At 38.5% G+C, this 14,638-nt stretch carries 16 protein-coding genes; 13 read left to right on the top strand and 3 right to left on the bottom strand.

Annotation, left to right across the window (positions count from 1 at the left end):
- The first annotated feature begins 33 nt into the window (after positions 1 to 33).
- The 6 genes from rsgA (at position 34) to PARA_RS10060 (ending at position 8,278) form a co-directional block, all read left to right on the top strand.
- Complete coding sequence (rsgA, locus tag PARA_RS10085; protein WP_014065698.1) at positions 34 to 1,071, top strand: small ribosomal subunit biogenesis GTPase RsgA; 1,038 nt, start codon at positions 34 to 36, stop codon at positions 1,069 to 1,071.
- A gap of 162 nt (positions 1,072 to 1,233) precedes the next feature.
- Positions 1,234 to 1,491, top strand: a complete 258-nt coding sequence (ptsH, locus tag PARA_RS10080) for a phosphocarrier protein Hpr (protein ID WP_005695633.1) — start codon at positions 1,234 to 1,236, stop codon at positions 1,489 to 1,491.
- A 78-nt stretch (positions 1,492 to 1,569) separates the two neighbouring features.
- Positions 1,570 to 3,297 carry a phosphoenolpyruvate-protein phosphotransferase PtsI gene (gene ptsI, locus PARA_RS10075; RefSeq protein ID WP_014065697.1) on the top strand — a complete coding sequence of 576 codons (1,728 nt, stop codon included), beginning with the start codon at positions 1,570 to 1,572 and terminating at the stop codon, positions 3,295 to 3,297.
- Positions 3,298 to 3,356: 59 nt separating this feature from the next.
- The gene (gene crr, locus PARA_RS10070; protein WP_005695636.1) at positions 3,357 to 3,857 is read left to right on the top strand and encodes a PTS glucose transporter subunit IIA; all 501 of its coding nucleotides are present in this window, start codon (positions 3,357 to 3,359) and stop codon (positions 3,855 to 3,857) included.
- A 73-nt stretch (positions 3,858 to 3,930) separates the two neighbouring features.
- Entirely contained in the window at positions 3,931 to 5,130 is a 1,200-nt protein-coding gene (gene manA, locus PARA_RS10065) for a mannose-6-phosphate isomerase, class I (RefSeq protein ID WP_014065696.1), read from the top strand.
- A 121-nt stretch (positions 5,131 to 5,251) separates the two neighbouring features.
- Entirely contained in the window at positions 5,252 to 8,278 is a 3,027-nt protein-coding gene (locus tag PARA_RS10060) for a glycoside hydrolase family 2 TIM barrel-domain containing protein (protein WP_014065695.1), read from the top strand.
- Between the two features lie 56 nt (positions 8,279 to 8,334).
- Here the strand turns inward: PARA_RS10060 and PARA_RS10055 are convergent, their stop codons facing one another.
- Positions 8,335 to 8,598, bottom strand: coding sequence for a GrxA family glutaredoxin (locus tag PARA_RS10055; RefSeq protein ID WP_014065694.1), 264 nt, complete (start codon positions 8,596 to 8,598; stop codon positions 8,335 to 8,337).
- 130 nt (positions 8,599 to 8,728) lie between these two features.
- Between PARA_RS10055 and PARA_RS10050 the strand changes: the two genes are divergently transcribed.
- Entirely contained in the window at positions 8,729 to 9,628 is a 900-nt protein-coding gene (locus tag PARA_RS10050; RefSeq protein ID WP_014065693.1) for a RimK family alpha-L-glutamate ligase, read from the top strand.
- A gap of 37 nt (positions 9,629 to 9,665) precedes the next feature.
- Here PARA_RS10050 and PARA_RS10045 read toward each other — a convergent pair whose 3' ends face one another.
- Together PARA_RS10045 and fumC are read right to left on the bottom strand one after the other, a co-directional pair.
- Complete coding sequence (locus PARA_RS10045; protein WP_014065692.1) at positions 9,666 to 10,268, bottom strand: chalcone isomerase family protein; 603 nt, start codon at positions 10,266 to 10,268, stop codon at positions 9,666 to 9,668.
- Positions 10,269 to 10,381: 113 nt separating this feature from the next.
- A complete protein-coding gene (fumC, locus tag PARA_RS10040) occupies positions 10,382 to 11,776 on the bottom strand; it encodes a class II fumarate hydratase (protein WP_014065691.1) in 1,395 nt (464 codons plus the stop codon).
- Between the two features lie 238 nt (positions 11,777 to 12,014).
- Between fumC and PARA_RS10035 the strand changes: the two genes are divergently transcribed.
- The 6 genes from PARA_RS10035 (at position 12,015) to yqfB (PARA_RS10010) (ending at position 14,636) form a co-directional block, all read left to right on the top strand.
- Positions 12,015 to 12,446, top strand: coding sequence for a DNA polymerase III subunit chi (locus PARA_RS10035; RefSeq protein WP_014065690.1), 432 nt, complete (start codon positions 12,015 to 12,017; stop codon positions 12,444 to 12,446).
- Positions 12,447 to 12,477: 31 nt separating this feature from the next.
- The gene (locus tag PARA_RS10030; RefSeq protein ID WP_014065689.1) at positions 12,478 to 13,059 is read left to right on the top strand and encodes a hypothetical protein; all 582 of its coding nucleotides are present in this window, start codon (positions 12,478 to 12,480) and stop codon (positions 13,057 to 13,059) included.
- A gap of 75 nt (positions 13,060 to 13,134) precedes the next feature.
- Positions 13,135 to 13,443 (top strand): N(4)-acetylcytidine aminohydrolase, encoded by a 309-nt coding sequence (gene yqfB / locus PARA_RS10025; RefSeq protein ID WP_014065688.1) that lies wholly within the window; start codon positions 13,135 to 13,137, stop codon positions 13,441 to 13,443.
- Between the two features lie 23 nt (positions 13,444 to 13,466).
- Positions 13,467 to 13,772, top strand: a complete 306-nt coding sequence (locus tag PARA_RS10020) for a DUF2975 domain-containing protein (protein ID WP_014065687.1) — start codon at positions 13,467 to 13,469, stop codon at positions 13,770 to 13,772.
- A complete protein-coding gene (locus PARA_RS10015) occupies positions 13,769 to 14,095 on the top strand; it encodes a YceK/YidQ family lipoprotein (RefSeq protein WP_080557648.1) in 327 nt (108 codons plus the stop codon). Before PARA_RS10020 ends, PARA_RS10015 begins: the two co-directional genes overlap by 4 nt.
- Before the next feature lie 217 nt (positions 14,096 to 14,312).
- Entirely contained in the window at positions 14,313 to 14,636 is a 324-nt protein-coding gene (yqfB, locus tag PARA_RS10010; RefSeq protein WP_014065685.1) for a N(4)-acetylcytidine aminohydrolase, read from the top strand.
- The last annotated feature ends 2 nt before the right edge of the window (positions 14,637 to 14,638 follow it).

Raw genomic sequence — 14,638 nt, 5'->3', positions numbered from 1 at the left:
AACGAAAAACATCGGAAAAAACGACCGCACTTTATGAGCAAACGTAAACTAACGCAAAATCAAACTCGTCGAATTCAATCAAATAACGCGAAAGCCTTGCATCGCCACAAGAAGAAAGAAGTGGAATGGCAAGATGATATGCTAGGCGAAAGTCAAGATGGGGTAGTCGTTACGCGTTATTCAGTTCATGCAGATGTAGAAAATGCACAAGGCGAAATTTTCCGCTGTAATTTACGTCGTACACTTTCTAGTCTCGTGGTTGGAGATAAAGTGATTTGGCGGCAAGGTAATGAACAGCTCCAAGGTGTGAGTGGCGTGATTGAAGCTATTCACCCAAGACAAAATGAAATTGCTCGTCCAGATTATTATGATGGGCTGAAACCGATTGCGGCCAATATCGATCGTATTATTATTGTCTCAGCCGTTGTGCCAGTGCTTTCACTCAATATTATCGATCGTTATTTAGTGGTGTGTGAAAATGCGGGGATCGAACCTGTCATTGTGGTGAATAAAGGCGATTTACTGGATGCCGAGCAAGAGCAGGAAGTGGAAAGCCAGTTACAGATTTATCGTGATATTGGTTATCAGACCATCATCATTTCTGCTGAAACCGGAAAAAATATGGAAAAATTGACCGCACTTTTAAGTGACGGAACATCCATTTTTGTGGGACAGTCAGGGGTCGGCAAATCCAGTTTAATTAACCATATTTTACCAACGGTCAATGCGCAAGTCGGTGGCATCAGTGAAACCTCAGGCTTGGGGCAACATACCACAACTTCTTCTCGTTTATATCATTTGCCACAAGGCGGCAATTTGATTGATTCACCAGGTATTCGTGAGTTTGGTTTATGGCATTTGGAGCCAGATCAGATCACCAAAGGCTATCGTGAATTTCAATATGTCCTAGGCACGTGTAAGTTCCGTGATTGTAAACATTTGAATGATCCAGGTTGTGCATTACGTGAGGCTGTTGAAGCAGGTCGGATTTCACCGATACGCTATGAGAATTATCATCGCCTCATTGAAAGCTTGAGTGAGACGAAATCACAACGTCATTTTTCTGCGTAGTATATCTTTTACTCAAATTAGGTATGCAAAGGTTTAAATTTTGTGATGTAGCTCAATTTTTTTTGTGTTTTGCCTTGATTATTGGGCATTTAATAGCGATACTACCAACGATTTATAGATTAAATTGCTTAAATTTTACTATTATTAAATAGAGGTAACATTATGTTCTCAAAAGATGTAGAAATTACAGCCCCTAATGGTTTACACACCCGTCCAGCGGCGCAATTTGTTAAAGAAGCTAAAGCGTTTGCTTCTGATGTAACAGTCACTTCTGGTGGAAAAAGTGCAAGTGCGAAAAGCTTATTTAAGCTACAAACCTTAGGTTTGACGCAAGGAACTGTAATCACCATCTCGGCTGAAGGTGAAGACGAACAACAAGCCGTTGAACATTTAGTAGCATTAATTCCTACTTTAGAATAATTGACGATAGCCACAGGATTCCTATTCTGTGGCTATTGTTTATTTAGCCTTTAATAAATTATTTCGGAATGTAAAATTATGATTACAGGTATCCCAGCATCACCAGGTATCGTTTTTGGTAAAGCTTTAGTATTAAAAGAAGAAAAAATTGTTCTGGATTTCCAAAAAATTTCAGAAGATCAAATTGACGCAGAGGTTGCTCGTTTTTATGCGGGCCGTGAAGCTGCCGTTGAGCAACTTAATTCTATTCATCAACGCGCATTAAAATCTTTAGGTGAAGAAAAAGCAGCGATCTTTGAAGGCCATTTAATGATCCTTGAAGATGAAGAATTAGAAGAAGAAATTCTTGATTACCTTCGTTCACACAAAGTGAATGCAAGTGTGGCTGCAAGTAAAATCATCGATCAACAAGTTGAAATGTTGTCTGAAATTGATGATGAATACTTAAAAGAACGCGCGGGTGATATTCGTGATATCGGTAATCGTTTAATCAAAAATATTTTAGGTATGCACATTGTAGATCTTGGTGATATTGCCGAAGAGTCTATCCTTGTGGCTTACGATTTAACCCCATCAGAAACCGCTCAATTAAACTTAGAAAAAGTATTAGGTTTTATCACTGATATTGGTGGTAGAACATCTCACACTTCAATTATGGCTCGTTCACTTGAATTGCCGGCCATTGTAGGGACGAATGATGTCACAGCTCGAGTGAATACAGGTGATTATCTTATTTTAGATGCCGTGAACAACCGTGTTTACGTGAATCCGACTCAAGCTGAAATCGATGAATTAAAAACACTAGAAGCAAAACTTGCTGAAGAAAAAGCAGAATTAGCGAAATTAAAAGATTTGCCTGCAGTGACCCTTGATGGTCATAAAGTGGAGGTGGTTGCGAATATTGGTACGATTCGTGATTGCGAAGGCGCACATCGTAATGGTGCAGAAGGGGTGGGGTTATACCGTACTGAATTCCTCTTTATGGATCGCGATCAATTGCCAAGCGAAGAAGAGCAGTTCATTGCTTATAAAGAAGTGGTTGAAGCAATGGAAGGTCGTCTAGTGGTATTACGAACCATGGATATCGGTGGTGACAAAGAGCTTCCATATTTAAATTTACCAAAAGAAATGAATCCATTCTTAGGATGGCGTGCGGTACGTATTGCCCTTGATCGTCGTGAAATTTTACACGCACAATTAAGAGCGGTATTACGTGCTTCTGCATTTGGTAAACTTGCCGTGATGTTCCCGATGATTATTTCGGTAGAAGAAATTCGAGAGTTAAAATCTGTGCTTGAAACCTTAAAAGCAGAATTACGCGCAGAGGGTAAAGCCTTTGATGAAAACATCCAAGTGGGTGTCATGGTTGAGACCCCATCTGCAGCAGTGAATGCGAAATTCTTAGCCAAAGAAGTGGATTTCTTCAGTATTGGTACAAACGATTTAACCCAATATACCTTAGCCGTTGACCGTGGTAACGAATTAATTTCTCACTTATACAATCCAATGTCACCTTCAGTACTTGGTTTGATTAAACAAGTGATTGATGCATCCCATGCAGAAGGCAAATGGACGGGGATGTGTGGTGAGTTAGCTGGTGATGAACGTGCAACTTTATTGTTACTTGGTATGGGCTTAGATGAGTTTAGTATGAGTGCGATTTCTGTGCCACATATTAAGAAATTAGTGCGTCATGTGAGTTACCAAGAGGCGAAAGCATTGGCTGATGAAGCATTACAAAAACCAACAGCAGCTGAAATTGAGCAATTAATTCAAGCTTTTTTAGCAGAAAAGTCGTTAAACTAGATACAAAAACAGAGTTTTACGTTAAAATACCAGCCATCTTTAATAGATAGGAGATTAAAATGGGCTTATTTGACAAATTATTTGGTTCAAAAGAAAACAAATCAGTAGAAGTAGAAATTTATGCGCCACTTTCTGGTGAGATTGTAAATATCGAAGATGTACCAGATGTTGTTTTCTCTGAAAAAATCGTGGGTGATGGTATCGCGATTCGCCCAACAGGTAACAAAATTGTGGCACCTGTTGATGGTGTAATTGGTAAAATTTTTGAAACCAACCACGCTTTTTCAATGGAATCAAAAGAGGGTGTTGAATTATTCGTTCACTTCGGTATTGATACCGTTGAATTAAAAGGTGAAGGATTCACTCGCATCGCACACGAAGGTCAAAGTGTAAAACGCGGCGACACAGTAATCGAATTTGATTTAGCAACATTAGAATCAAAAGCAAAATCAGTTTTAACACCAGTGGTTATCTCTAACATGGATGAAATTTCATCTATCGAGAAAAAATCAGGTGAAGTGATTGCTGGGGAATCTGTTGTTTTAAGTTTAACAAAATAAGATTTATAGACTAAAAGATCCGCTTTAAATAAGCGGATTTTTTTATCCTTATTCTTTTTTAAAGAAGGTAAAGATGATTTATCGATTAACTGGCCAAGTACAGCATTATGCATGGGGCGGAAAAAACTATATTGCATCATTGATTGGATTACATTCAGCGAAAGATCAACCTTGTGCAGAGTGGTGGTTAGGGGCTCATCCATCAGCACCTTCTGAAATTGAGAATATAACAGGCAAACAATCCCTTATTGAATTTTTATTGCAAAATCCGACCGCACTTGGACAGGCAAGCCGTCAGCAATTTGGTGATGAACTGCCTTATTTGTTAAAGATTTTAGATGTTGAAAAGCCGTTATCGATTCAATTGCATCCGACTAAAACCCAAGCTGAAAAGGGCTTTGAGGCTGAAAATACAAAAGGCGTGGCATTAACAGACAGCACGCGGACTTATAAAGATAGAAATCATAAACCAGAAATGATGATTGCCTTATCTGATTTCTGGCTTTTACATGGTTTTAAAACAAAAGCTCAAATCCTTGCCACATTAAATGCACGCCCCTCTTTGCAACCTTTGGCTGAAAAACTTGGCACACAAAACCTTGCTGAATTCTATGCGGATGTGATGTTGGCGGATCAGTCCACGCTCGTAAATTGGCTATTACCCATTATTGAAGCCAACCAACAACCTTATAAAAAGGGCGAGTTGGCACTTGATAATCCTGATTATTGGGTGCTTTATACCATGGAAGTCATGGCAATTTCGCCTGAAAAATTAGATGCTGGCTTGGTGTGTTTTTATCTCTTTAATATCGTACATTTGAAAGAAGGGGAAGGTATTTTCCAGGATGCAGGCATTCCTCATGCTTATCTTCGCGGACAAAATGTGGAGCTAATGGCATGTTCTGATAATGTGATTCGTGGTGGCTTAACACCAAAATATGTCGATATTGTTGAATTATTAAAAATTGTGGATTGTCGCGAAGTGATACCACAAATTATATCAGCCGCGCCTCAAAATCAGTCAGAATTTACTTATAAAACACCAGTAAACGATTTTGCTTTAGCTCAAATTCGTGTAGAACCCGAAAAGCATACTAAAGTGAATCTTCAAAGTGCGGGTATTTTGTTGGTGATGCAAGGTGAGTTGAAAATACAAGAAAAATCAACCGCACTTACCTTGAAACAAGGTGAGTCAGCATTCATTACAGCGGATTCTAACGTTGAGATAATGAGTGAAAAAGGCGGTTATGCCTTCTTGGCAAAATTGCCATAAAAATTAATGTGATAAGTATCACGATTTGTGAACTTATCGCTAGATTAGTCGAAGATTTTAGGTATAGTGGGCGTCATTCAGGCGCCCTTTTTTATGTGTCTAAATTGCATTGGGAGTTTTTATGTCGTTGCCTCGTTATTTTGAAGATCCGCAAACCTTGCACGTGAATACCACACCACATCATGCTTATTTTATTCCTTTTTCTTCAACAGAAAGTGCGGTCAAAAAGACACGAGAATTTTCTCCTTACTTTACCTTACTAAATGGTGAATGGGATTTTGCTTATTTTGAAAGCTATACTCACTTGCCTCAAAATTTCCTTCATTTTTCATTTACAGATAAAATCCCCGTTCCTTCCAATTGGCAAAATCATGGTTACGATAATCATCAATATACCAACGTAAATTATCCTTTCCCTTTTGATCCCCCTTATGTGCCTATTGAAAATCCTTGCGGTTTGTATCACCGCGTTTTTAATGTTGAAATCAATCCAGAAAAACGGTATCTCTTAAATTTTGAAGGGGTAGATAGCTGCTTATTTGTCTATGTGAATCAACAATTTGTGGGCTACAGCCAAATTAGTCATTGCACTAGCGAATTTGATATTACTGACTTTTTACAACAAGGGGAAAATCATTTACATGTTTTAGTGCTGAAATGGTGTGATGGCAGTTACTTGGAAGACCAAGACAAATTCCGAATGTCCGGTATTTTTCGAGATGTTTATCTGTTAGCGCGAGAAAGAAATTACTTACAAGATTTCTTTATTCAAATGCGATTGAATCAAGAGCTTAACAAAGCTCAATTACATGTAGCCTGTCAGTTTGCAGAACGCGAACAATCCATTTCTTGGCAATTATTTGATCCTCAAGGCAAATTGATAATTGAACAGAAAGGGCATGCATTTCATGCTGAAATTGAAAATGCGCAATTATGGCATGCAGAGAACCCTCGTTTATACACGTTGATTTTGCAATATGGATCAGAAGTGATTTGCCAAAAGGTCGGCTTGCGTCATATCGAAGTGAAGAATGGCGTAATGTTATTTAATGGGCAAGCGATTAAGTTTAAAGGCGTTAATCGTCACGATAGCGATCCGAAAACCGGTTATGTCATTAGTCGAGAACAAGCGTTGCAAGATTTACGCTTAATGAAACAGCATAATTTTAATGCCATTCGCACAGCGCACTATCCTAATGCACCTTGGTTTACTGAATTATGTGATGAATATGGTTTTTATGTGATTGCAGAAAGTGATATTGAATCGCACGGCACGAATGCAGTTTATGTAGAGTCGCCAGAAACAAGCATTTTGTTAGGGGTAAAAACAGAGATTGATCATGACGCAATTCGTCAAAAAACAATCGACAATTATTGCTATATGGCTCGAAGCCCTGAATTTAATCAAGCCATTTTAGACCGCACTTATGCCAATGTTGAGCGAGATAAAAATCGTCCTTCTGTTGTGATTTGGTCATTGGGAAATGAAAGTGGTTATGGTGAGAATTTTGAGCAAGCCGCCGCTTGGGTGAAACAGCGCGATCAAAGTCGCTTAGTGCATTATGAAAATGCGATCTTTCAACATTCAGCACATCAAAATGACACATCCAATTTAGATTTTCATAGCGAAATGTACACCAGTACGGAAGAATTGGATGCTTATTTTACCGATGCCCAAAATCAAAAGCCGTATCTTTTCTGTGAATATTTGCATGCGATGGGGAATTCTTGCGGGGATACAGAAGATTATTTCCAAGCGATGGAACAACATGCAGGCGCTTGTGGTGGCTTTGTGTGGGAGTGGTGCAATCATTCCCCTTATTTGTCAAACTCAAGCAAGATGGGCTATGGCGGGGATTTTAATGACACGCCGAATGACGGTAATTTTTGTGCTGATGGATTAGTGACGGCAGACCGTCAAATTCAAAGCAATTTGTTGGAATACAAAAATGTGTATCGTCCACTTCGCGCTACCTTAAAAAATGGTCATATTGAACTCAAAAATTATTTGGATTTTACGGATGCGGCAGAGGCTATTTCGATTCATTATCAAATCACCGAAGATTTTGCTGTTATACAAGAAGGCCAAATAGATGATTTAAACATTGCACCAAAATCAACCGCACTTTTACCTTTACCATTGCCAGCAAGTAACGGTTCATTACAAGTTTTAACATTGACCTATCATCAAAAAACAGAAACGGGCTTAATTCCCCAAGGGCATAGTTTGGGATTTGATCAGATCATTTTGTCAGAGCAATCACAATTCTTCACAGATGAGCTCAAGTCAAATCTTCAACCGATTTCTGTTTCAGAATATGCTAATTTAATTTTAGTTAAAGTGGCAGATGTTGAATATCAGTTTGATCAATATAAAGGCACTATTCAACAAATTAGTAAAGATGGTAAGCCGTGGTTGAATCAACCTACTGATTTCAATATTTGGCGAGCGCCTTTAGATAATGATAGTTTAATTAAAGCACATTGGCTTGCTGCAGGTTACGATCGTGCCACGAGTCGTGTTTATGATTACCGCTTAACCGAGCAGAAAAGTGCGGTTGAAATTAGCTTTAAATTGGGGCTAGTCGCCGTATCAAAAGCGCGAATTTTGACATTGAATGTGGTGTATCGTATTGAACAAAATGGGCTGCTTCAGATTAATATTCATGCTGAAAAACAACCGCACTTGCCATTCTTACCACGCTTTGGTTTGCGTTTCTTCCTTAATCAAGGATTTAATCAAGTGGAGTATGTAGGCTATGGTCCAACGGAAAGTTATCTGGATAAACATCAGGCCACGGTTTTCGGTCGTTATAAGACAACGCGAGAAAGTAATCATGTGCCTTATTTAAAACCACAAGAAAATGGCAGTCACTATGGTTGTCGTGAGGTGAAGGTGGTGAATTCGGCTGATTGTTTTACCGTGCAAAGTCATACGCCTTTTAGCATGAATGTTTCCCCTTATTCTCAAGAAGAATTGGGCAGTAAAAAGCACCAATATGATTTGGAGAAAAGTGGCAGTACGATCTTGTGTGTGGATTATAAAATGAGTGGGGTAGGCTCCAATTCTTGTGGACCAGCATTAAAAGCGCAATATCGTTTGAATGAAACAGAATGGGATTGGGCGATTTCATTGCAAATTAACTAAGATGAAATAAAAAAGTGCGGTTGAAATTAACCGCACTTTTATATTTTTAGCAAAAATTAAGCAATAACGTTAAATTGTTCTTTCATTAATGCTTCGAAATCAGTGCAACCGCCGATTGGTTTTTCATCGATAAAGATTTGTGGCACAGTTTCCACTTCTTTACCGACAGATTTTGATAAATCTGCCTTAGAAATGCCTTCAGCGATAATATCTACATAGCGATAATCGAAATCCGCTACTTCACCTTTTAATTTTTCAGCAAGGTTTTTTGCACGTACACAATAAGGGCAGCCTGGACGACCAAAAATAACTACGAACATAAAATTTTCCTTTTATTTAAACAAAATTCCTAATGATTTTACTCTATTTCCACAAAAGCAGAAATCATTTTTCAGGATTATTGTGATTGGTGTAATATATCAACTCCTCTTTTCCTAAGGATATAACTGAATGAAATTATTGATGCTTTGCCGTGAGCCTCGCCTTTATAGCTGCCAGCGTTTAAAAGAAGCAGCAGAAAGTTGCGGGCATCAAATGGATATTTTGGATCCTAATCGTTGCATTTTAAAACTCGACAAAAATCAACCGCACTTTTCTTTGTATTATCAACAAAATGCAGAAAGTGAGCCTTATTTATTGCCTGATTATGATGCTGTACTACCACGCTTTGGGACGACAAGTACCCAAATGGGCTGTGCCGTGTTGCGTCATTTCCAAGAAAAAGGTGTCTATTGCCTTAATAAAGAACAGGCATTTTTAGCCGCACGCGATAAATGGCGTAGTTTGCAGATGTTATTAGAGCAAGGTATTGCAGTACCGAGTTCAGTCTTATCCGGTTGTGAAGTTGCGCCGAAACAAGCGATTAAGCAAACAACCGCCCCAATGATTATTAAAACCTTAAAAGGCTCACAAGGGATTGGCGTGATCTTAGCCGAACGTCCACTAAGTGCGGTCAGTATTTTAGAAACATTAAAAGATGCGAATGTGCCTGTCTTGTTACAAGATTTTGTCGAAGAGGCAAAAGGGACAGATATTCGCTGTTTTGTGATCGGTGATAAAGTCGTCGCCACAATGCAGCGTATTGGACAAGACGGCGAGTTTCGTGCGAATTTTCACCGTGGTGGCACTGCAGAAAAAGTTAAGCTCAATGAAGACGAAAAAGCCATCGCTATTCGTGCAACTAAAGCCTTAGGGCTTGTAGTAGCTGGTGTTGATTTGATTCGTTCAAAAGAAGGTTTATTGGTGCTTGAAGTAAATGCCAGTCCCGGTTTAGAAATGATTGAGAAAACCAGTGGCATTGATATTGCATTGCAGATGATCTTGTTTTTAGAACAGCAAGTGAAACAATAAAAGAAAAGGGCGAACCATATTATGTTCGCCCTTGTTTTTATCCTTTTGCGTCTTGTTTAAAATCGTAATTTGGTGGTAATTCCGGCATTGTATTTTCTTCATCAAAAGGCTCGCTAGCCGGTTGATGTTGAAATTCTTTGCTATCGTGAGCCGATTTTTCTTTACCTAATAATTGCGGTTGTAATTTGATAAAACTACTTTTATCTGAAAGCCACACATCAATAAACGCTTGTGTAAACTTTTGATCGAATTCGTGATCTAACACGGTGTCATTTAACACAAAATAGCCTTTATCCGCTAAGGCAACAAAATTTAAGATGTCGTTTGGTGAAAAATCAGGGAAGATTTCCTGCATTTTTTTGAGCCATGCGGTGGTGTCATCTTTACTTAAATTTTGTGATTCCATTTCTTTGGTTAACGCAATGGCGAAATTTTTTCCTTCTACTGGTTTTTCATATTTAATCGAAAACATTAACGGACGTTCATTTTTTTCATAGGAACCCGTTTCAGAATATAAGCCGACAGTATAAACATGGAATGGCCCCCATGTGTATTCAGCATTGCCGACCGGTTGCCATTGGGCAAAAAGTGCGGTGGAAAATAAGGCTGAAATGGCAGCAATAATAAATTTCAGTTTCATAGTTTTTTTTCATGTCAAAAATATTGCCGTGATTATAACAAAAAAGCCCTTTAAAAAAACACAAATAAAAAGGCAGGATATACCTGCCTTTGACATCAAATTATTGGGTGAGTTTATTTTAAGCTACCCACCATATCTTCTGGACGAACCCATTTGTCGAAATCTTCGGCTGAAACTAAGCCTAAGTTAATCGCTTCTTCACGTAAGGTTGTACCGTTTTTGTGTGCAGTTTTAGCAATTTTCGCTGCATTTTCGTAACCAATGTGTGTATTAAGTGCGGTTACTAACATCAATGAATTTTCCAATTGTTGTTTAATGCGAGGGTAGTTTGGTTGAATACCGGTTGCGCAGTGTTCATCAAATGATACGCAAGCATCACCCAATAATTGTGCAGATTGTAAGAAATTCGCCACCATGACAGGGTTAAATACGTTTAATTGGAAGTGACCTTGTGAGCCAACGAAAGAGATAGTGGTATCGTTACCGAATACTTGTGCACATACCATGGTTAATGCTTCACATTGAGTTGGATTCACTTTACCCGGCATGATTGAAGAGCCTGGTTCATTTTCAGGAATTAAAATTTCACCGATACCAGAACGAGGACCTGACGCTAATAAACGAATGTCGTTTGCAATTTTGAATAAGCTCATCGCTAATTGTTTAATTGCACCGTGAGTTTCCACAATCGCATCGTGTGCGGCTAACGCTTCAAATTTGTTTTCTGCAGTTACAAATGGTAAGCCCGTGAATTTTGCAATGTAATCCGCTACTTTCACATCATAGCCTTTTGGTGTGTTTAAACCAGTACCCACAGCAGTACCACCAAGTGCTAATTGACTTAAGTGTGGAAGGGTATTTCTGAGTGCACGTAAACCAAAATCTAATTGTGCGGCGTATGCAGAGAATTCTTGGCCTAATGTTAATGGGGTTGCATCCATTAAGTGAGTACGGCCAATTTTTACCACATCTTTAAATTCTGCAGATTTTTTAGCGAAGGTTTTTTGTAAACGTTCTACACAAGGAATAGTGTGTTCAACCACTTTTTTGTATGCCGCAATGTGCATTGCAGTTGGGAAAGTATCATTTGAAGATTGGGATTTGTTCACATCATCATTTGGGTGAACGAAAGATTTTTCACCTAATTTACCACCATGTAAAACGTGAGCGCGGTTTGCCACCACTTCGTTCACATTCATGTTTGATTGTGTACCTGAACCGGTTTGCCAAATGACTAATGGGAATTGGTCGTCTAATTTTCCTGCCAGGATTTCATCACAGGCGGTTGCGATTAAATCACGTTTCTCTGCAGGTAATACACCTAAATCACAGTTTGCGAAAGCAGCGGCTTTTTTCAAATAACCGAACGCTTCAATAATTTCGTGCGGCATAGAGGCTGCCGGACCAATTTTGAAGTTGTTGCGAGAACGTTCGGTTTGTGCTGCCCAGTATTTATCTGCAGGAACTTGAACTTCGCCCATAGTGTCTTTTTCAATACGAAATGCCATGTGATACTCCTATCATCGAAAATAAAAATAAATCTTGAAAATTCTAACACCTGCGAGTTATGAATGGAATGTAACATAAAGGTTAAAAGTTAGTTTTGTGATGTAGATCATAAAAGTGCGGTAAAAAATTTCCGTGTTTTTTCTATTTGCCTTAATCACCTTGTAGATGATTTATTTTTTGCTGCTTTTTTGATAAAATCCGCCAGTTTACAAAACGATAAATAGGGAAGTCGCAATCATGGCAAAAAACGCACAATTTTATCTCTTAAATCCAGAAAAGAAGATAACAGTTGAGCAACTTGCCTGTGATCTTGCCGCTCAAGCGTGGCGTTTAGGTAAGCGAGTTTTAATCGCGTGTGAAACAGAAGAGCAAGCATTTTTAATTGATGAAGCATTATGGCAACGGGATCCAAATGAGTTTGTTCCCCATAATCTTTCGGGCGAAGCAACACAATATGCACCGCCAATTGAGATTAGTTGGAAAGGCAAACGTAATGCCCAGCGTCGTGATTTGCTGATCAATTTACAAATGGAAGTGCCGGATTTTAGTCACAGCTTTACACAATTAATTGATTTTGTACCGGTAGAAGAAACGCAAAAAGCTCAAGCGCGTGAACGTTATAAAATCCTTCGCTCGCAAGGTTGGATGCTTTCTACTGAAAACACTTAATATTTTTAACTTTAAAACCTAGGAAATTAACATGAATTTAAACGCTAAAGTGGCTTTAAGCCTTATTCTTGGCGCAAGCACCTTATTATCTGCTTGTGACAATAAAGAAAATACCTCAACTCAAGTTGAGAAAGCAGTAAGAATACCGACATCAACAGAAAAAGCAGAAAGTGCGGTTGAAAAATCAAAAAAATTAGTGGCTGAAACTAAATCAGCCGAAAAAGTCGCTGAGAAAACAGAAACCACCGAAGTTAAAGCAGACGCTAACAAAGTAGATGAAAAATCTGACGCCGTGAAAGCCGAAGTTAAAAAAGAAGCAAAAGCGGATGATGTGGCAGAAAAAGTATCTGAGAAAAAAGAGATGGTTGTCGCTCAACAAGCAACAACCCCTCAAAAACCACGTGTGGTAGTGACTGAAAAAGCACCAAAAGAAAGTGCAGAACGTAAACAGCAAAGAGCCGTATTAAATGTGTTAGAAAAACAATACGAAGAAGTTCGTTGTTCTGCCGATGCGAAAAACGTAAGCGGTGATAGTTTCTGCCGTCAAGAAGAACGCCGTTTATTCTTAGAAATTCAACGTATTAAAGATGAATTAAGAGGGATTGAGGAATAATCTCATCCTGACCAATATGAGGGCGTGATCAATTCGCCCTCAAAATAAAAAATAGATTTTTTGTGACCGCACTTTATGAACGATATTACCTTTTATCAACGCTTCGAAACCGATATTCTCGCAGGGCGTAAAACGATTACCATTCGGGATAAATCTGAAAGCCATTTTAAAGCAGGTGATATTTTACGTGTGGGGCGCTTTGAAGATAATCAATACTTCTGCACCATTAAAGTGTTAAGTGTGTCGCCGATCATGCTTGATAATCTCACAGAACAGCAAGCAGCTCAGGAAAATATGAGTTTATCGGAATTGCGAGAAGTGATTAAAACAATTTATCCCAATGAAAATGAGTTTTGGGTGATTGAGTTTGACCTAGTTAAGTAACTAAGATATCCAAGGGGGGGCTTATGATTATTGTATTGTCCGCCATATTAGCATTTATTTCTTTTCCTTTTTTAATGAGTTTTGCTTGTATGGATGCTGGCATGGGGCCTGGCGGTCTAGGTTGTCTTGGTGTGGGAATAGGTTATACCGTTATTGCGTTTATTGTTTTTGTTATTTTAGGTGTAATGCTGAATTCACGTTTTAAAAATAAAGTGAAACAAGAGAATGATGACAAGCCTTTTGATTTAAGCCAAATTAAAGAAGATAAATATCACGATATTATTCGTTACTATACGGAATCTGATGAAGAACATAAGGCTCGAAAATGAAAAAAATCGTTTTTATATTATTAAGTATGTTTCTCTATGGATGTGGCACCTTAACGACATTGAAAGATCCTTGTCCTTATATTGGAACTCGATACGATTACAATATGGTGGCTGGTAATTTTTATGATGGTGTTGGCTTTAAGCATATGACCAGACCATTATATTTTATCGATTGGCCTTTATCTGTTGTGGCTGATACAGCATTGTTACCGATCAATATTCCTCGTTACTATCTATCAGATGATGAAGCAAGAAAATCGTGTGGGCAATACGGTGACCCACATAATAAACATCCTTGGATAAAAGATAAAAAAGAAAATTAATTATTTGTTGGGTGCGTATATTACGTGCCAAGTATTTAATATAACGGTGTGTTTATACTCACCCTACTAAGCAAGAGAAAAATAAATGACACAAAAATTTGAAATCCATTCCCCTCTTTAGCAAAGAGGGGTTAGGGGAGATTTGGCAGAATCAAACATCAGCTAGTAAGTGATTTTGCAAAAAATTGCTTAAATTTAACCGCTTGTAAGGAATAAAATGCAACCAAACGACATCACTTTTTACCAACGTTTCGAAGCCGATATTCTCGCAGGGCGTAAAACCATCACCATTCGGGGTAAATCCGAAAGCCATTTTAAAGCAGGTGATATTCTGCGAGTGGGGCGATTTGAAGATAATCAATATTTCTGCACCATTGAAGTGTTAAGTGTTTCACCAATTACTCTGGATGAACTGACGGAACAGCATGCCAAGCAGGAAAATATGGGATTGGATGAATTGAAAGAAGTGATTCGGAGGATTTATCCGAAGGAAGGACGGTTTTACATTATTGAGTTTATATTAAAATTTGTAGGTGAGTAAAA

It is taken from the genome of Haemophilus parainfluenzae T3T1 (genome assembly GCF_000210895.1).
Classification (GTDB): Bacteria; Pseudomonadota; Gammaproteobacteria; order Enterobacterales; family Pasteurellaceae; genus Haemophilus_D; species Haemophilus_D parainfluenzae_A.
This window is presented reverse-complemented; position numbering and strand designations above follow the sequence as displayed.